The sequence below is a fragment of the Kitasatospora sp. NPDC057198 genome, from assembly GCF_042670125.1.
In the GTDB taxonomy this organism is placed as follows: Bacteria; Actinomycetota; Actinomycetes; order Streptomycetales; family Streptomycetaceae; genus Kitasatospora.
Window position 1 is genome coordinate 1 of the sequence record NZ_JBHUWH010000139.1, and the last position, 16,777, is coordinate 16,777.

Here is a 16,777-nt window from a genome sequence, read left to right on the forward strand (position 1 = left end):
CCTCCGACCCGGCGGAGTCGGAGGGGGCGGCCCTTCGGCTGTCGGCGGCTCCCCGACCCGGCGGAGTCAGGGGGCTGCCAGGGAAGTGCTGGGATCAGACCTCGGTGCGCTGGGCCGGAATACCGGCCAGCAGGGCACGCACCTCCGCCTCGCGGTAGCGGCGGTGGCCGCCGAGGGTCCTGATCGACGTGAGCTTGCCGGCCTTGGCCCAGCGGGTCACGGTCTTCGGGTCCACGCGGAACATGGTGGCGACCTCTGCCGGCGTCAGCAGGGGCTCGGCGTCAGGGGTACGAGCGGTCATGAGCGGCCTCCTCGGGAGAACCGAACCAGGGCGGTTCTATCCTTCAAATTCTGCACCTTGGCCCGCGATGCCCGAAATGGCACGGACGGGCCGAGTCGGTTATAGGACGAACGGCTTGTCCTGGTGTCTACAACTACACCATCCGTCCAGCCCCATCGGCCAAACCGTCAAAATTGACCCCTCACGGGTTCAAGAGCGACGGAAGGCCCCGGACCACCCCATAGCGGACAGTCACGCAGTGGTGACGTCCGGTCACGGTGCGACACGCCTGTACGCGCTTGGGCTGGTTGTCCCATTTTGGCATATAGGTCTGAGTTCGCGTCAACGGTGAGTAGTATCACGTTCCATGGGGATTGACCCGATCCGGGACCATGGTCCCGGAAACCGTGCCAATGGTATGGACCATCCTCTCCCGCGGCACCGCCCTCCGGCCAGTGCCAATTTTCTGACTCCCCCTCACCCCGCCCGCGTTCCGCCCCGGCCGGATCAGGACGCCTGCCGCAGCGCCAGTACCCGCCGCCAGCGCGCCGTCAGCCCCTCGTAGGCCCGCAGCGCCGCGTCGGTGTCGCCGGCCCGCAGGGCGCCGAGGCCGTCCGCCAGTTCGCCCACCGAGCGCTCCCCGGCCAGCCCCCGCGGCCCCAGCAGCCTGGCCAGGCCGCCGTAGTCCAGCTCCACCAGCGAGCGCGGGTGGAACTCCTCCAGCCACCGCCCGACCTCCTCCGCGCCGTCCGCCAGCGGCCCGCCCGGTGCCCGCTCCCGCAGCACCCGGTACGCGCGGGCCACCCGGCGGCGGGCCTGCACCATCGGCGTCAGGTAGAACAGCGCGGCCGGTTCCGGCCGCTCGCCCTCCCCCGACGACCCGTACTCGCCCTCCGGCACGTGCTGCCGGTCCTCCTCGCCGAACGGCAGGAACCAGCGCAGCGGCACCTCCCAGCGGCTGGAGGCGATCCACGGCCGGGCGTCGGGGTGCTCCTGCTGCCAGCGCTCCCGGTCCGCCTCCCCGGCCGCCCGCAGGGCCGGCGGCAGCACGGTGTCCACCAGGTGCGCGGGCAGCGTCCGGCGGAGCTCCTGGAGGGCCAGCCAGCCGCGCAGCCGGGTCGTCCAGGGGCACACGTAGGTCACCCCGTCCAGCACCCGCAGGTAGGCCCGCTCGTCCTCCTTCTCGGGCAGCGGACGGGGCGTCAGGGACGCCAGCGCGGCCAGCGCGGCCCGCTGCTCGGCCAGCGCCGCCGCGGTCACCGGCTGCCCCGGCCCCAGGGCGTCCGGGCCGTGCTCGGCGGCGTACGCCTGCCAGCGGGCGCGCTCGGGCTCGGGGAAGGCGGCCAGCGGCTCGTAGACCCGCAGCTGCGCGGTGTACGGAGGAAGCACGGTCGTGCGCCAAGCGGTCACGCTCCGCATGTTCGCACGCGCCCCCCGCCGCCGTCAGGGTGTCGTGCGGACGGCTTCGGTCGTTGTGGTTCCGGGGGCCTCCGAGGGGCAGATTCGAAGGCGATCCCGGGGCTAGGCTTCGTCCAGACGCCCGCACCACCGCCGCGGGCCATCCTTTACTGGAGTCACCACCGTGACCGACGTACACACCACGCACCCCGCACCGGGCGTGCTGGGCCGAGTCTTCGGCACCGGCCAGGAGGGGGAGGGGCACGAGCAGGTCGTGCTCTGCCACGACCGCTCCTCCGGCCTCAGGGCGATCATCGCCATCCACTCCACCGCCCTCGGCCCGGCCCTGGGCGGCACCCGCTTCTTCCCGTACGGGAGCGAGGAGGAGGCGCTGCAGGACGCGCTGAACCTCTCCCGCGGGATGAGCTACAAGAACGCCCTCGCCGGGCTCGACCTCGGCGGCGGCAAGGCCGTCATCATCGGCGACCCGGACCGGGACAAGAACGAGGCGATGCTGCGCGCCTACGGCCGCTTCGTGGAGTCGCTGCGCGGCCGCTACGTGACCGCCTGCGACGTCGGCACCTACGTCCAGGACATGGACGTGGTGGCCCGCGAGACCTCCTTCGTGACCGGCCGCTCGCCCGAGCACGGCGGCGCCGGGGACTCCTCCATCCTGACCGCCTTCGGCGTCTTCCAGGGCATGCGCGCCTCCGCGCGGGCCCGCTGGGGCCAGCCCACCCTGCGCGGCCGGCGGGTCGGCGTGGCGGGCGTCGGCAAGGTCGGCCACTACCTGGTCGGCCACCTGGTCGCGGACGGCGCCACCGTGGTCGTCACGGACGTCTCCGAGGCCGCCGTGAACCGGGTCCGGGCCGCCCACCCGGAGGTCGAGGTGGTGGCCGACACCGCCGCCCTGCTGGCCTCCGCGCTGGACGTCTACGCCCCGTGCGCGCTCGGCGGCGCGCTCACCGACGACACCGTCGGCGCGCTCGGCGCGGCCGGCACCTCGGTGGTCTGCGGCGCGGCCAACAACCAGCTCGCCCACCCGGGCGTGGAGAAGGACCTCGCCGACCGCGGCATCCTCTACGCGCCGGACTACCTGGTGAACTCCGGCGGCGTGATCCAGGTCGCCGACGAGATCGAGGGCTTCAACTTCGACCGGGCCAAGAACAAGGCCGCGAAGATCTTCGACACCACGCTGGAGATCTTCACCCGGGCCGCCTCCGACGGCGTCCCCCCGGCGGTGGCCGCCGACCGGCTCGCCGAGAAGCGGATGCGCGAGATCAGCGCGCTGCGCTCGGTGCTGCTCCCGGCGGCCCGCCGGGGCTGACCGCGGCCGCCCGCGGTGCGCGGGGCCGGCACCCTGGCCCCGCGCATCACGATGTGGAACCGGATTCTCAGATCCGTCCCCCGATCGGGCGATACCGAGCCCCCTTCGGGGGATAATCTCCGTAGGAACGACGGGTCCGGCCATGTGCCGGACAGCCTGCGAAAGCACCGTAATTCCCCTCTGACCTGGGCGGACCTGGTTCGGGGGGGCTCGGGTGCGCGCCACGTCACACCGGCGACGTACCGTCCGGCGGCGGAAACAGGTACCGTTAATGCTCCAAGGGACGGTTTCCCACTTCGGGCAGGCCGGACCTGATCATCAACACGTGTCAGACTCGGGGCCGTGAGCCCCACCGTTGAGGGGGTCGACCCATGGGGCGCGGCCGGGCCAAGGCCAAGCAGACGAAGGTCGCCCGCGAGCTGAAGTACAACAGCGGCGGGTTCGACGCTAACCGTCTGTCTCACGAGCTGGGTGTATCTCCGTCCACCGCGATCGAGCCTGAGCCGATCGAGGACGACGACGAGGACGACCCCTACGCGGCGTACGCCGACAGGTACAACGACGACGACGATGACGACGAGGACACCCCTCCGGCTCGTCGCCGCGCCTGACGTTCTCCGACCGGGCCGGTCCGAGCGCTCCCCGTGAGCGCCGGGCCGGTTTTCGGCGTCCCCGCCCGTCGGTCGTCGCCCCGGTGAACGAGTGGGCCCCGCCGCAGCGCGACGGGGCCCATCGCCGTGCCTCGGATCAGAACGCCTCGTAGGCGTTGTACAGCGCGGCGCCGCCGTCGTGCTCGTCGGTGCGCTCGACCACGTCGCCCAGCAGCCACGCCTCCACGTCGCGGTCCTCCAGGACGGCGAGGACGGTGTCGACCGACTCCGGCGGGACGACGGCGACCATGCCGACGCCCATGTTCAGGGTCTTCTCGATCTCCAGGGTCTGCATCGCGCCGACCTTGGCGACGGTGCGGAACACCGGCAGCGGCGACCAGGTGCCGCGGTCCAGGCGGGCGTGCAGCCCGTCCGGGATGACCCGGGCCAGGTTGGCGGCCAGGCCGCCGCCGGTGACGTGCGAGAAGGCGTGCACCTCGGTGGCGCGGGCCAGCGCCAGGCAGTCCAGCGAGTAGATCCGGGTGGGCTCCAGCAGCTCCTCGCCGAGGGTGCGGCCGAACTCCTCGACCCGGCGGTCCAGCGACCAGCCGGCCTGGTTCAGCAGCACGTGCCGGACCAGCGAGTAGCCGTTGGAGTGCAGGCCGGAGGCGGCCATCGCGATCACCACGTCGCCCGCGCGGACCCGGTCCGGGCCGAGCAGCGCGTCCGCCTCGACCACGCCGGTGCCGGCGCCCGCGACGTCGTACTCGTCCGGGCCGAGCAGGCCCGGGTGCTCGGCGGTCTCGCCGCCGACCAGCGCGCAGCCGGCCAGCGTGCAGCCCTCGGCGATGCCCTTGACGATCGCGGCGACCCGCTCCGGGACGACCTTGCCGACGCAGATGTAGTCGGTCATGAACAGCGGCTCGGCGCCGCACACCACCAGGTCGTCGACGACCATGGCGACCAGGTCGTGGCCGATGGTGTCGTGCTTGTCCATGGCCTGGGCGATGGCGACCTTGGTGCCGACGCCGTCGGTGGCGGTGGCCAGCAGCGGACGCTCGTAGCGCTTGAAGGCGGAGGCGTCGAACAGTCCGGCGAAGCCGCCGAGCCCGCCGACCACCTCGGGCCGGTTGCTCTTCTTCACCCACTGCTTCATCAGCTCGACGGCACGGTCGCCGGCCTCGATGTCGACACCCGCGGCGGCGTAGGTCGCCCCGGTCTCGTTGCTGGTCACCTGGTGTGGCCCTTTCGAAGTGGTGGTACCGCCGCCCCCGGCACCCGGGCCGGGGGCGGTGCGCACGGTTACGGGCGTCGCAGCGCGTCCGCCGCGCCGGCGCCGCCCAGCAGCGCCTGCACGCCGTCGAGGTCGCTGGTCTGCTTGCCGCCGCGGACGGGCTGCTTGGCCTGGCCGCCGGCGATCTCCGCTTCGAGCAGGAGCTTGCCGAGCAGCGCCGGGTCGGGCAGCTCCATCGGGTACTCGCCGTCGAAGCAGGCCCGGCAGAGCTGGTCCTTGGGCTGCTTGGTGGCCTCGATCATCCCGTCGATCGAGATGTAGGCCAGCGAGTCGGCGCCCAGCGAGCGGCCGATCTCGTCGACCGACAGGCCGTTGGCGATCAGCTCGGCGCGGGTGGCGAAGTCGATGCCGAAGAAGCACGGCCACTTCACCGGCGGCGAGGAGATCCGGATGTGGACCTCGGCGGCGCCGGCCTCGCGGAGCATCCGGACCAGCGCGCGCTGGGTGTTGCCGCGGACGATCGAGTCGTCCACGACCACCAGGCGCTTGCCCCGGATGACCTCCTTGAGCGGGTTCAGCTTGAGCCGGATGCCGAGCTGGCGGATGGTCTGGTTGGGCTGGATGAAGGTGCGGCCCACGTAGGCGTTCTTCACCAGGCCGGAGCCGAACGGGATGCCGCTGGCCTCGGCGTAGCCGATCGCGGCGGGGGTGCCGGACTCGGGCGTCGCTATCACCAGGTCGGCCTCGACCGGGGCCTCGGCGGCCAGCTTGCGGCCCATCTCCACCCGGGAGAGGTGCACGTTGCGACCGGCGATGGTGGTGTCCGGGCGGGCCAGGTAGACGTACTCGAAGACGCAGCCCTTGGGCTTGGCCTCGGCGAAGCGCGAGGTGCGCATGCCGTTCTCGTCGATGGCGATCAGCTCGCCGGGCTCCACCTCGCGGATGAAGCTGGCGCCGACGATGTCGAGGGCGGAGGTCTCGGAGGCCACCACCCAGCCGCGCTCGATCCGGCCGAGCACCAGCGGGCGGATGCCCTGCGGGTCGCGGGCGGCGTAGAGCGTGTGCTCGTCCATGAAGACCAGCGAGAAGGCGCCCTTGACGTCCGGCAGGACCTTGCGGGCCGTCTCCTCGATGGTGAGGTCCGGGTGGCCCGCGAGCAGGGCGGTCAGCAGGTCGGTGTCGTTGGTGGCCGCCGTCCGGCCGGAGCGGGAGACGTGCTCCTCGCCCGGCAGTTCGGCGACCTTCGCCGCGAGTTCGGCGGTGTTGACCAGGTTTCCGTTGTGGCCGAGGGCCAGCGAACCGTGGACGGTCGCGCGGAAGGTCGGCTGGGCGTTCTCCCAGACCGAGGACCCGGTGGTCGAGTAGCGGGCATGTCCGACGGCGATATGCCCGTGCAACGACCCCAGCGAGGTCTCGTCGAAGACCTGGGAGACGAGTCCCATGTCCTTGAAGACGAGAATCTGGGAGCCGTTGCTCACTGCGATGCCCGCGGATTCCTGTCCGCGGTGCTGCAGGGCATAGAGGCCGAAGTACGTGAGCTTCGCGACCTCTTCGCCGGGAGCCCAGACACCGAAGACGCCGCAAGCGTCCTGGGGGCCCTTCTCGCCGGGGAGGAGGTCGTGGTTGAGTCGTCCGTCACCACGTGGCACGTCTCCGAGTCTAGGGCAGCCGGGGCGAACGGCCTGATGGCAGCCTCCTGGTACGCGCGTAGACACCGCCTCTTACCAGCTCTTCGTCCGGCGCGCGGGCACCTTCACGCCCTTGTCATCGGGCCTTCGCACGGCGGACGGGCGGGTGAACGTGAGCCTGCTCACCCTGGGTGACCGGGAGGGCCCGGCGGGCTCAGGCGGCGGGCAGCAGCAGCCGCCAGGACTCCGGGCGGACCGTCCAGGTGCGGTGGCGGACCGGGCCGACCGGGCAGCCGTCCGCCTCGTAGCCGAAGTCCCGCCCGACGACGGTGAGCCGGCCGGCCCGGTGGCTCTGCGGGCTGCCGTCGAGGTCCAGGGCGAGCTCCATCCCGCCGTCGACCACCGCCACCCGCAGGTGGCGCACCCGCTGGTGGACGTCGGCCAGCAGTCGGCCGTCGGCCTCGATCCGCAGTTCCTCCGGCGCGTGGGGGCTCGCCTGCTCGGCCGCAGCCAATTTCGCCCATAGCGAACGCCAACCACCCGGTCGGCCCTGGCGCGGCCCGGTGAAGCGCACTTCGGCCAGCACCACGCCGCCGCCGTCGTCCAGCAGCAGGTCCAGCCGGCGGGCCGCGCCGGCCAGCACCGCGCGGGCGGCCGCGACCGGCTCGGCGGGCACCCCCAGCAGCCGGGCGGTGGCGGTGCTGACCGGGCCGCCGACCGGCACCAGGCCCACCGGGTCGCTGTCCAGTTCGCGCTGCCGGTGCAGGGCCTGCAGCACCCGCTGCAGCGCCTGGTCGGAGCCGATCACCACGGCCCGCCGCCGCCCCCGGTGCGCGAGCACCCGGTCGAGCTCGGACGGGCTCTGCGGCAGCGCGACCTTCACGTCGGCGCCGCCGCACAGCACGTCCTTGGCGATCCGCACCGACTCGCCGTCGGCCTCCCGGGCCGACGGGTCGAGCAGCACCAGCAGCGGCCCGGTGCCCCCGGCGTCGTCCGGGGGGCGGGATACGGGCGTGGACAGCGACGACACGACCGGTCCTTCCTCAGGTAATCTCTCGGTGCAAGAGCCCCTTGCGCCATTGCGCCAGGGGCTTCGTCCATCTCGGGCCAGACTGCGGTCTACGCAGGATGCCCCAACCGGAAGGGGTGTACGCCTGTGCCGGCACTCGTGCTCGTTGGTGCCCAGTGGGGAGACGAGGGCAAGGGGAAGGCCACCGACCTCCTCGGCGGCTCCGTCGACTACGTCGTCCGCTACCAGGGCGGCAACAACGCCGGTCACACGGTGGTCATCGGCGACCAGAAGTACGCCCTGCACCTGCTGCCCTCCGGCATCCTCAGCCCCAACGTCGTGCCGGTGATCGGCAACGGCGTCGTGATCGACCCGGGCGTGCTGCTCTCCGAGCTCAAGGGCCTGGACGAGCGCGGCATCGACACCTCGAAGCTGCTGATCTCCGGCAACGCCCACCTGATCACCCCGTACCACCGGACGCTGGACAAGGTCACCGAGCGCTTCCTCGGCAAGCGCCGGATCGGCACCACCGGCCGCGGCATCGGCCCCGCCTACGCCGACAAGATCAACCGCGTCGGCATCCGGGTCCAGGACCTGTTCGACGAGTCGATCCTGCGCCAGAAGATCGAAGCCGCGCTGCACGACAAGAACCAGCTGCTGGTCAAGCTCTACAACCGGCGCGCGATCCCGGCCGAGCTGGTGCTCGAGGAGTACCTGGGCTACGCGGACAAGATCAAGCCGTACCTGGCCGACACCACCCTCGTCCTGGACGAGGCGCTGAAGGCGAACAAGGTCGTCCTGCTGGAGGGCGGCCAGGGCACCCTGCTGGACGTCGACCACGGCACGTACCCGTTCGTCACCTCCTCGAACCCGACCTCCGGCGGCGCCTGCACCGGTTCCGGCATCGGCCCGACCAAGATCGACCGGGTCATCGGCATCCTGAAGGCGTACACCACCCGGGTCGGCTCGGGCCCGTTCCCGACCGAGCTGCTGGACGCCGACGGCGACGCGCTGCGCCGGATCGGCGGCGAGCGCGGCGTCACCACCGGCCGCGACCGGCGCTGCGGCTGGTTCGACGCGGTGATCGCCCGCTACGCGACCCGGGTCAACGGCCTGACCGACTTCTTCCTCACCAAGCTGGACGTGCTGACCGGCTGGGAGCAGATCCCGGTCTGCGTGGCGTACGAGATCGACGGCAAGCGGGTCGAGGAACTCCCGTACAACCAGTCGGACTTCCACCACGCCAAGCCGGTCTACGAGAACCTGCCCGGCTGGAGCGAGGACATCTCGAAGGCGCAGACCTTCGGCGACCTGCCGAAGAACGCCCAGGCGTACGTGAAGGCGCTGGAGGAGATGTCCGGCGCCCCGATCTCGGCGATCGGCGTCGGCCCCGGCCGGACCGAGACCATCCAGATCAACTCCTTCCTGTAGTTCCGGATTTCCGGCGCTCCGGGGTTCCGGGGTTCCGGAATTCCGGCAGGACGCGGCGCACCAGGCCCGGCGCTCCCGCTCGCACGCGGGCGTGCCGGGCCTTTCGCACGCCCCGGCACCATTGCACTAGTGCATAACGAGGTTGCCACTGGTGCAATCTGGCCCTACCGTGGTGCGCATGACCGCGAAACTGCCCGCACCCGTCGTCCTCACCGGCCGGCACGTCCGGCTGGAGCCGCTGACCCGCGCCCACGTGCCCGAGCTGTTCGCGGCCGGCGGCGGGGACGAAGAGGTCTGGCGGTGGATCCCGGTGCCCGTGCCGCGCACCGAGGCGGAGATGGCCGGGGTCATCGACGCCCGGCTCGCCGACCGGGCCTGCACGCCGTTCGCGGTGGTGGCGGTGGGGAGCGGCCGGGCGGTCGGGGTGAGCTGCTACTTCGACGCCAGCGCCGAGGAGGAGCAGTTGGAGATCGGCGGCACCTGGTACGGCCGCGCGGTGTGGCGGACGGCGGTCAACACCGAGGCCAAGCTGCTGCTGCTCCGGCACGCCTTCGAGGACCTCGGCATGGGCCGGGTCTGCTGGAAGACCGACCACCTCAACGAGCGCTCGCAGAACGCGATCCGGCGGCTCGGCGCCAGCTACGAGGGCACCTTCCGGCGGTCCAAGCGGCGGCCGGACGGCAGCTGGCGCGACAGCGTGTACTTCTCGATGCTGGCCGACGAGTGGCCCGCCGCCCGGGCCCGGCTGACCGAGCGGCTGGCGGCGGGCTGAACCCCTCGCGCGGGGCGGGTCAGTAGATGGCGGCGGAGACGATCGCCGCCACGGCCAGGTTGGTGGAGGCGGTCACCCAGACCGCCGGGTGCGGCTCGGGGTCGACCAGCAGCTCGCCCAGCCTGCCCGGGGTGACCAGGTCCAGCACCCAGAACGAGACCGCCATCAGCAGCAGGCCGAACAGGCCGAACACGGCGGCCGCGGCCAGGCCCTTGCCGAACTCCTGGTAGGTCGACATCACCGCGGTGAACACGATCGCGCCGATCGCCAGCAGCGCCGAGCTGAGCACCACGGCCGCGTTGCGGTTGCGCTCGATCCAGATCTGGTGGCCCAGCCGGCCCGGCGTCAGCGCGTCCACCAGCAGCACCCCGAGCAGCAGCAGCACCAGGCCGACCGCGCCGTACGCCGCCGCGTACCCCAACTGGTGAAGGATGTCGTTCATCGGCCCCGCCCCTCCTGCCCGTCCGCTCGCCGGCCCCGTGCCGAGGACCGGCACAACATAGCGCACGGGGCGGGCGCGGGCGGGGGCCGTGCCCCACTCGTTGTACCGGCCGTCGCACCAGGTCCTAGTCGTTGTGCTCGACCAGGCGGTCCAGGCAGACCGCGATCGCGATCATCAGCGGGACGTCGACGCCGTCCTCGACCTCCACGCCGTAGGTGTCGCGGATCCGGAACCACTTGCGGGAGATCTCGGCGAGGCGGTGGCCGTCGCCCTTGACGGTGTACTCCTTGTCGATCAGGTCGCCGTGCACCTCGTACTCGCCGCCGTTCTCCAGCTCCACGTGGTACTTGTCGTGGAACGGGGTGAACAGCTTCTTGCGGACGGTCGCGACCACGTCCCCGTCCGCGTTCTCGATCTTCATCGCGTCGCGGACGGTCAGCACCTTCTCCCGGATGGTGGCGACCGTGTTGCCCGCGGTGTCCTGCAGTTCGAAGGTGTCGCGCACCCGCAGCACCTTGCCGTCCACCAGGAACGCCTTCTCGCCGTGCTCGTCCTCGACCCAGTAGTCGTCGCCGACCGCGAACAGGCGCTCCTTGACCACGAACTTCCGACCCATGTCCCCGACTCCTCGTCTGGTGCTCGCCGGCCCGCCGTCGGGCGGCACCCGACATGGTGCCACCGGCTGCTAGGTCAAGTCCCACAACAGGCGGTAGTAGTCGATCCGTTCGACGTCCGGCTCGACGCCGTACGCCTCCAGCAGGGCGCGCTCCCAGCCCGGACCGTAGTTCCACACCGTGCTCCAGGAGGCCACCGCCAAGTCCGCCCAGCGGTCGGCGGTGCCCAGGGCGCCCAGGTCGACGTGGCCCGAGAAGCGGCCGTCGGCGCCGACCAGGGTGTTGGGCGCGCAGGCGTCCCCGTGGCAGACCACCTCGACGTCGACCGGCGGCGGGTCGGCGAGCACCGCCAGCGCCCGGTCCACCGGGCCGTGGTGGCGCACGTCCTCGTGCCAGTGGGCCGGGTCGCGGCGCAGCTCGACGGCTCGGGCGACCCGGCCCGGCGCCGACCAGTCGTACGGGCAGCCGGCCACCGGCAGCGCCTCGTGGAAGGCCCGCAGGCCCTCGCCGACCGCCCGCACCGCCGTCGCCGGATCCCGCTTGAGCTCCTCGTCCACGGCCGAACGCCCCGGCAGGCCGGCCGTCAGCAGCCAGCTGCCGTGCTCGTCCCCGCCCAGCCCCAGCACCTCCGGGACGGTGGTGAACCGCCCCGCCCAGCCCAGCCGTTCGGCCTCGACCGCGAAGTCGACCCCGCTGCCGGGCGGCGCCCACTTCACGAACCGCCGCCCCGGCCCGTCCCCCAACCGGAACGTCAGGCCGTCCAGCAGGTTGCGCCACACCGCGGTGACCGGCTCGCCGGCGGCCAACTCGACGACGGCGGCCGGAATTTCGGCGTCACCCTCGGGAACGTATGCGATCATTCCGCCATTGTCGGTCGGGGGCGGGGCCGGCGGCATCCGGTTTTCCGGACGGCGCGGACGCCGCGGCCCGGTGCACGGACTCACGGGGGAAGCGTGTTCGAGAACATCCACGGCATGCCGGCGAAGAAGGCCGAACAGCTGGAACGGCTGGTCGAGGAGTGCCGGCCGGTGCTGGCCGGACCGGGCATGTCCGCCGTCCAGGAACTGCTGACGGCGCGGGGCCTGGGCTGGGTCGATTCGATCGTCGTCACCCGGGCACTGGCCGAACCCGATCGGTTGAGCCTCCACCAGGCGCTCGACCTCGTCCGGACGGCCCGGTCGTGAGCGCCCCCGGGCCCGGCGAACTCATCGGCACCGGCCGCACCGCCGACGTCTTCGCGCTGCCCGACGGCCGGGTGCTGCGCCGCTACCGCGCGGAGGCCGGCGACTCGGCCGACGCCCGCGGCGAGGCCGAACTGATGGCGTACCTCGCCCGGCACGGGTACCCGGTACCCGCGGCGTGGCCCGGCGACCGGCCCGCCGACCTGCTGATGGAACGCCTCGACGGCCCCACCCTGGCGCAGGCCGTCACCACCGGCGCGCTCTCCCCCGGCGACGCCGGCCGACTGCTCGCCGACCTGCTGCGCCGCCTGCACGCCGTCCCGCCGCGCACCGCCGCCCGGCCCGGCGACCGGCTGCTCCACCTCGACCTGCACCCCGAGAACGTCCTGCTCACCGCACGCGGACCGGTCGTCATCGACTGGGCCAACGCCACCGAGGGCGACCCCGGCCTGGACGGGGCGATGAGCGCCCTCATCCTCGCCCAGGTCCTGCTCGGCATGCCGCCCGCGTACGCCGAGGCGGCCCCCGCCATCCTGGTCCCCCTGCTGCACGGCCTCCCCCCGCTCACCGCCCACCACCTCGCCGCCGCCCGCGACCGCCGCGCCGCCGACCCGGCCCTCGACGCCGCGGCCCACGAGCGGCTGGACGCGGCCGTCGCCCTGGTCCGCGCCTGCGCGGCGGAGACGGCGGGGTAGCGGGCGGCGGGCGGCGGGGTAGCGGGTGGGGCGGTCAGGCGCTCGCCGGCCCGGACTCGGCTGCGGCTGCGGCTGCGGTTCCGGCTGCGGCTTCGGCTTCGGCTTCGGCTTCGGCTTCGGCGAGCAGGTCGGTCAGGAAGTCCAGCCGGGCGCTCGCCGGGCCGGTCCTGCGGGCCGTCATCAGCGCGGTGCGGGCCTCTTCGGGGCGGCCCGCGCGGTGCAGGGCCAGGGCCAGGGTCGCGTACGCCATGCTGCGGCGCAGCGGGAGGCTGGCGACGGCGGCGGCCGAACGGGCCTCGTCGATGGCCAGTCCGTTCCGGCCCAGGGCGAGTTCCTGCAGGGCCTCCAGGTCGCTGCCGGCGCGTAGCTCGCGCGGCAGGCGGCGGGCCGCGGCGTACTGGGCGTGGAAGGCGGCGCGGTCGGCGTCGGTGGCGGCGCCCGTCTCGTCCAGGTAGGCCAGCGCCCGGGCGCGCAGCAGGGCGGTGTACTCGTCCCCGTCCGCGGTGAACTCCGCTGCCAGTTCGGTGAGTTCGCGGTAGCGGCCCTCGGCGAACAGCAGGCTCAGGGCGGCCCTCCGGGTGTCGGGGCCGTCCGGGAGGGCGTCCAGCAGGCGGCGGGCCCCGGGCACGTCGTGCTGGAGCGTCGCCAGCACCTCCGCCAGGTCCGCGGGGGGGCTCCCGGCGGTGGGGACCGAGCTGACCGCGGCCGTCAGCAGCACCGGCCGCACCGCCCAGAGCAGGCCCAGCACCGCGGCGGCCCGGCCGAAGCCGCCGTCCGCCAGGGCCAGCAGCCCCGCGAGCAGCACGGCGGCGCCGAGAAACGGCAGCAGGACGACCAGCAGCCGTCCCGGCCGCAGCGGCGCCCCGCTCCGGGTGCCGAGACCGGCGGGAGCCAGCACCGGCAGCGGGATCCGCCGCAGGTAGCGCGGCCCGCTCCGCCCCAGCGTGGTGCGCACCACGGCCCCGACGCCGAACGACCAGCCGCCCGGCCGCAGCCCGAACCACCGCCCCGGTCCGGCCAGGTAGCCCGCCCACAGCCACCGCAGGGCGTACGTCCCGGTGATCGCCCCGGCGGCGGGCGGCAGCACCGTCGCGCCACCGCTCATGTACGGCAGGCACACGACCACGCAGCCGACCGCCAGGAGCACCCGGTGCACCTTGTCCACCAGCGTCCAGCGTCGGAGCAGTTCGTTCCTCACGGCGGGTGATCGCGCCAGAGCCCCGGCGGCGGGCCCGCACCGGGTGGGCAGTGCTCGCACCGGGTGGGCGGTGCCCGCGCCCGGAACCGGCTGCGGGTCCGAACCGTCCTGCGAAGGTGGCGGGTTGGGGTCGAAGCATCCGCAGTCCGTCCGTGACACCGCGAACCGTCAGGAGCGACGATGCGATTCCCCCGGGTGCCCGACCGCCACCGGCACCGGACGGGCGTGCTGCTCGCCGTCGCCGCCCCGCTCGCCCTGGCCGGCCTGGACCTGCTGAGCACCGGCGCGGGCCACGAGGACGTCTGCGCCGCGGCGGGCCTCGCCGTGCTGGCCGCCTCCCTGCTCGGGCTGGCCGCGCTGCGGGCGGGCTGGGCGCGGACGACGGCGGCCGGGCTGTGCGGGTTCGCGCTGCTGCTGGTGCCGGGCCGGCTGCTCACCGACCAGCTGTGGTACCACCGGGGCGTGCCCGTCGAGGCCACCGTGACGGGGGCGCACCGCACGGACGGCCTGTTCTCCGGGCCGTCCTGGGTCTGCGACGTCCGACGTACCGACGGGCGCCCGCTGACGCACCCGGTCGCTCCCCACTGCGGCCCGTCCGACCTCGGCATCACGCTGACCCTCCTGGTGGACCCGGCCGGCTGGCTGCCCCCCGCCTCCGCCGAGCGCAGCAACTGGGACGACCCCTTCCCCGTCCCGGACCTCGCCCTGATCGCCCTCGCTCTCACCGGCTGGGCCCGGATCACCCTGCGCACCACCGCCCCCCACCCGGCCCGCCCGGCCCGCTGAAGGCACCTGGGGCGCTCACGGCAGCGTGGGCGCGTTCATCGCCGCGTCGAGGTAGCAGCGGTTGCAGCTCGGGTCCCGCCCGTAGACCGCCGCCCGCACCACGTCCGCCGGCGCCGGCGCGTACAGCCGCCGCCCCCTCCGGTCCCGCCGGATGCTCCCCGTCCACCGCCGGCTCTTCTTCCGTCGGGTTCCCGTCGGGCTCCCGCACGGAGTGCTGCCACGGCGCGACGGGATTGACTGGGGCCATGACTTCTCGTGCACGCGTCCGCGCCCCCGAACCGGTGGGCAGGGGCGGAGTGCTGCCACGGCGCGATGAGGTTGACTGGGGCCATGACTTCTCGTGCACGCGTCCGCGCCCCCGAACTGGTGGGCAAGGGCGGATGGCTGAACACCGGGGGCAAGGACCTGTCCCTGGCCGACTTCCGCGGCAAGATCGTGATCGCGGACTTCTGGACCTTCTGCTGCATCAACTGCCTCCACGTCCTGGACGAACTCCGGGAGTTGGAGGAGCGGCACCGGGACACCGTGGTGATCGTCGGCGTGCACTCGCCGAAGTTCGTCCACGAGGCCGACCACCGGGCGGTGGTCGACGCGGTGGCCCGGTACGAGGTGCACCACCCGGTGCTGGACGATCCGGAGCTGGTGACGTGGAAGCAGTACGCGGTGCGGGCCTGGCCGACACTGGTGGTGATCGACCCGGAGGGGTACGTGGTCGCGCAGCACGCCGGGGAGGGGCACGCGCACGCGATCGCGAAGCTGGTGGAGGAGCTGGAGGCGGAGCACGCGGCGAAGGGGACGCTGCGGCGCGGCGACGGGCCGTACGTGGCGCCCGAGCCGCAGGCCGGTGACCTGCGGTTCCCGGGGAAGGCGGTGCGGCTGCCGGACGGGCACTACCTGGTCGCGGACTCGGGGCACCACGCGCTGGTGGAGCTGGACGCGGACGGCGAGACGGTGCTGCGCCGGATCGGCGACGGGGTGCGCGGGCTGGTGGACGGCGCCGAGCCGCGGTTCAGCGAGCCGCAGGGCCTGGCGCTGGTGCCGGAGGAGCTCGACCTGGGCTACGACGTGGTGGTGGCCGACACGGTGAACCACGCGCTGCGCGGGGTGCGGCTCGCGGACGGCTCGGTGACCACGCTGGCCGGCACCGGCCGGCAGTGGTGGCAGGGTTCGCCGACCTCGGGCCCGGCCCGCGGGGTGGACCTGTCCTCGCCGTGGGACGTGGCGTTCTTCGACGGCCGGGTGTGGGTCGCGATGGCGGGCGTGCACCAGCTGTGGTCCTTCGACCCGGTGGCCGGGACGGTCGGCGTCGCGGCGGGCACCACCAACGAGGGCCTGGTGGACGGCCCGGCCGGCGAGGCGTGGTTCGCCCAGCCGTCCGGCCTGGCGGTGTCCGCGGACGGCGAGCGGCTGTGGGTGGCCGACTCGGAGACCTCGGCGCTGCGCTGGGTCTCCCGCGGCTCCCACGAGGTGCGCACCGCCGTCGGCACCGGCCTGTTCGACTTCGGGCACCGGGACGGCGCGGCCGAACAGGCCCTGCTGCAGCACCCGTTGGGCGTGACGGTGCTGCCGGACGGCTCGGTGGCGGTCAGCGACACCTACAACCACGCGCTGCGCCGCTACGACCCGGCGTCCGGCGAGGTCAGCACGCTGGCGACCGACCTGCGCGAGCCGTCCGGCGCGGTGGTGGTGGACGGCGACATCGTGGTGGTGGAGTCGGCCCGGCACCGGCTGACCAGGCTGCGGCTGCCCGAGGAGGCCGTCCGGGTGGAGGCGGTGGCGCACCGTACGCAGCGGGCCGCGACCGAGGTCGCCCCGGGCGCGCTGCGGCTGGACGTGGTGTTCTCCGCGCCGACCGGCCAGAAGCTGGACGAGCGCTACGGCCCGTCGACCCGGCTGCTGGTCAGTGCGACGCCGCCGGAGCTGCTGGTGTCCGGCGCGGGCGCGGACAGCGCGCTCAGCCGCGAGCTGGTGCTCTCCGGCGAGGTGGCCGAGGGCGTGCTGCACGTCTCGGCGATGGCGGCATCCTGCGACGACGACCCGGCGGTCGAGTACCCGGCCTGCCACGTGCACCAGCAGGACTGGGGCGTGCCGGTGCGGCTGGTGGCGGGCGGTGCGAGCCGGCTGCCGCTGGTGCTGGCCGGGATGGAGTGAGACGCGGACGGGGGCGGGCCCGCGGGCCCGCCCCCGTCGTC

At 73.6% G+C, this 16,777-nt stretch carries 17 protein-coding genes; 8 read left to right on the forward strand and 9 right to left on the reverse strand.

Features of this window, described 5'->3' with window-relative positions:
• Positions 1-94: 94 nt before the first annotated feature.
• Complete coding sequence (bldC, locus tag ACFUEL_RS17725) at positions 95-301, reverse strand: developmental transcriptional regulator BldC (protein WP_030459248.1); 207 nt, start codon at positions 299-301, stop codon at positions 95-97.
• A 486-nt stretch (positions 302-787) separates the two neighbouring features.
• Complete coding sequence (locus ACFUEL_RS17730) at positions 788-1,690, reverse strand: hypothetical protein (RefSeq protein WP_380237215.1); 903 nt, start codon at positions 1,688-1,690, stop codon at positions 788-790.
• A 172-nt stretch (positions 1,691-1,862) separates the two neighbouring features.
• Between ACFUEL_RS17730 and ACFUEL_RS17735 the strand changes: the two genes are divergently transcribed.
• Positions 1,863-3,005, forward strand: a complete 1,143-nt coding sequence (locus ACFUEL_RS17735) for a Glu/Leu/Phe/Val dehydrogenase dimerization domain-containing protein (protein WP_380237216.1) — start codon at positions 1,863-1,865, stop codon at positions 3,003-3,005.
• A gap of 371 nt (positions 3,006-3,376) precedes the next feature.
• Entirely contained in the window at positions 3,377-3,616 is a 240-nt protein-coding gene (locus tag ACFUEL_RS17740; protein WP_033217334.1) for a DUF3073 domain-containing protein, read from the forward strand.
• 136 nt (positions 3,617-3,752) lie between these two features.
• On the opposite strand, the gene purM is transcribed toward ACFUEL_RS17740, so the two are convergent.
• The 3 genes from purM to ACFUEL_RS17755 all read right to left on the reverse strand — a co-directional run bounded on the left by purM (position 3,753) and on the right by ACFUEL_RS17755 (position 7,487).
• On the reverse strand, positions 3,753-4,829 hold the full coding sequence (gene purM / locus ACFUEL_RS17745) for a phosphoribosylformylglycinamidine cyclo-ligase (RefSeq protein ID WP_380237217.1): 1,077 nt from the start codon (positions 4,827-4,829) through the stop codon (positions 3,753-3,755).
• A 68-nt stretch (positions 4,830-4,897) separates the two neighbouring features.
• A complete protein-coding gene (gene purF / locus ACFUEL_RS17750) occupies positions 4,898-6,478 on the reverse strand; it encodes an amidophosphoribosyltransferase (RefSeq protein ID WP_380237218.1) in 1,581 nt (526 codons plus the stop codon).
• Between the two features lie 193 nt (positions 6,479-6,671).
• The gene (locus tag ACFUEL_RS17755; protein WP_380237220.1) at positions 6,672-7,487 is read right to left on the reverse strand and encodes a diacylglycerol kinase; all 816 of its coding nucleotides are present in this window, start codon (positions 7,485-7,487) and stop codon (positions 6,672-6,674) included.
• A 126-nt stretch (positions 7,488-7,613) separates the two neighbouring features.
• On the opposite strand from ACFUEL_RS17755, the gene ACFUEL_RS17760 reads away from it, so the two are divergent.
• Both ACFUEL_RS17760 and ACFUEL_RS17765 read left to right on the forward strand, forming a co-directional pair.
• Entirely contained in the window at positions 7,614-8,897 is a 1,284-nt protein-coding gene (locus ACFUEL_RS17760; protein ID WP_380237221.1) for an adenylosuccinate synthase, read from the forward strand.
• A 178-nt stretch (positions 8,898-9,075) separates the two neighbouring features.
• Positions 9,076-9,669, forward strand: a complete 594-nt coding sequence (locus ACFUEL_RS17765; RefSeq protein ID WP_380237222.1) for a GNAT family N-acetyltransferase — start codon at positions 9,076-9,078, stop codon at positions 9,667-9,669.
• 19 nt (positions 9,670-9,688) lie between these two features.
• On the opposite strand, the gene ACFUEL_RS17770 is transcribed toward ACFUEL_RS17765, so the two are convergent.
• The 3 genes from ACFUEL_RS17770 to ACFUEL_RS17780 all read right to left on the reverse strand — a co-directional run bounded on the left by ACFUEL_RS17770 (position 9,689) and on the right by ACFUEL_RS17780 (position 11,585).
• Positions 9,689-10,111, reverse strand: a complete 423-nt coding sequence (locus ACFUEL_RS17770) for a DUF350 domain-containing protein (RefSeq protein ID WP_380237224.1) — start codon at positions 10,109-10,111, stop codon at positions 9,689-9,691.
• 124 nt (positions 10,112-10,235) lie between these two features.
• Positions 10,236-10,727, reverse strand: coding sequence for an LURP-one-related/scramblase family protein (locus tag ACFUEL_RS17775; protein ID WP_380237226.1), 492 nt, complete (start codon positions 10,725-10,727; stop codon positions 10,236-10,238).
• Between the two features lie 69 nt (positions 10,728-10,796).
• Positions 10,797-11,585 carry an aminoglycoside 3'-phosphotransferase gene (locus tag ACFUEL_RS17780; protein ID WP_380237227.1) on the reverse strand — a complete coding sequence of 263 codons (789 nt, stop codon included), beginning with the start codon at positions 11,583-11,585 and terminating at the stop codon, positions 10,797-10,799.
• Positions 11,586-11,678: 93 nt separating this feature from the next.
• On the opposite strand from ACFUEL_RS17780, the gene ACFUEL_RS17785 reads away from it, so the two are divergent.
• Together ACFUEL_RS17785 and ACFUEL_RS17790 are read left to right on the forward strand one after the other, a co-directional pair.
• The gene (locus ACFUEL_RS17785) at positions 11,679-11,909 is read left to right on the forward strand and encodes a hypothetical protein (RefSeq protein WP_380237228.1); all 231 of its coding nucleotides are present in this window, start codon (positions 11,679-11,681) and stop codon (positions 11,907-11,909) included.
• Complete coding sequence (locus ACFUEL_RS17790; RefSeq protein ID WP_380237229.1) at positions 11,906-12,601, forward strand: phosphotransferase; 696 nt, start codon at positions 11,906-11,908, stop codon at positions 12,599-12,601. The genes ACFUEL_RS17785 and ACFUEL_RS17790 overlap by 4 nt, the downstream gene beginning before the upstream one ends.
• Positions 12,602-12,635: 34 nt before the next feature.
• Here the strand turns inward: ACFUEL_RS17790 and ACFUEL_RS17795 are convergent, their stop codons facing one another.
• A complete protein-coding gene (locus ACFUEL_RS17795) occupies positions 12,636-13,799 on the reverse strand; it encodes a hypothetical protein (RefSeq protein WP_380237230.1) in 1,164 nt (387 codons plus the stop codon).
• Between the two features lie 180 nt (positions 13,800-13,979).
• On the opposite strand from ACFUEL_RS17795, the gene ACFUEL_RS17800 reads away from it, so the two are divergent.
• On the forward strand, positions 13,980-14,585 hold the full coding sequence (locus ACFUEL_RS17800) for a hypothetical protein (RefSeq protein ID WP_380237232.1): 606 nt from the start codon (positions 13,980-13,982) through the stop codon (positions 14,583-14,585).
• 330 nt (positions 14,586-14,915) lie between these two features.
• Entirely contained in the window at positions 14,916-16,736 is a 1,821-nt protein-coding gene (locus ACFUEL_RS17805; RefSeq protein ID WP_380237233.1) for an NHL domain-containing thioredoxin family protein, read from the forward strand.
• The last annotated feature ends 41 nt before the right edge of the window (positions 16,737-16,777 follow it).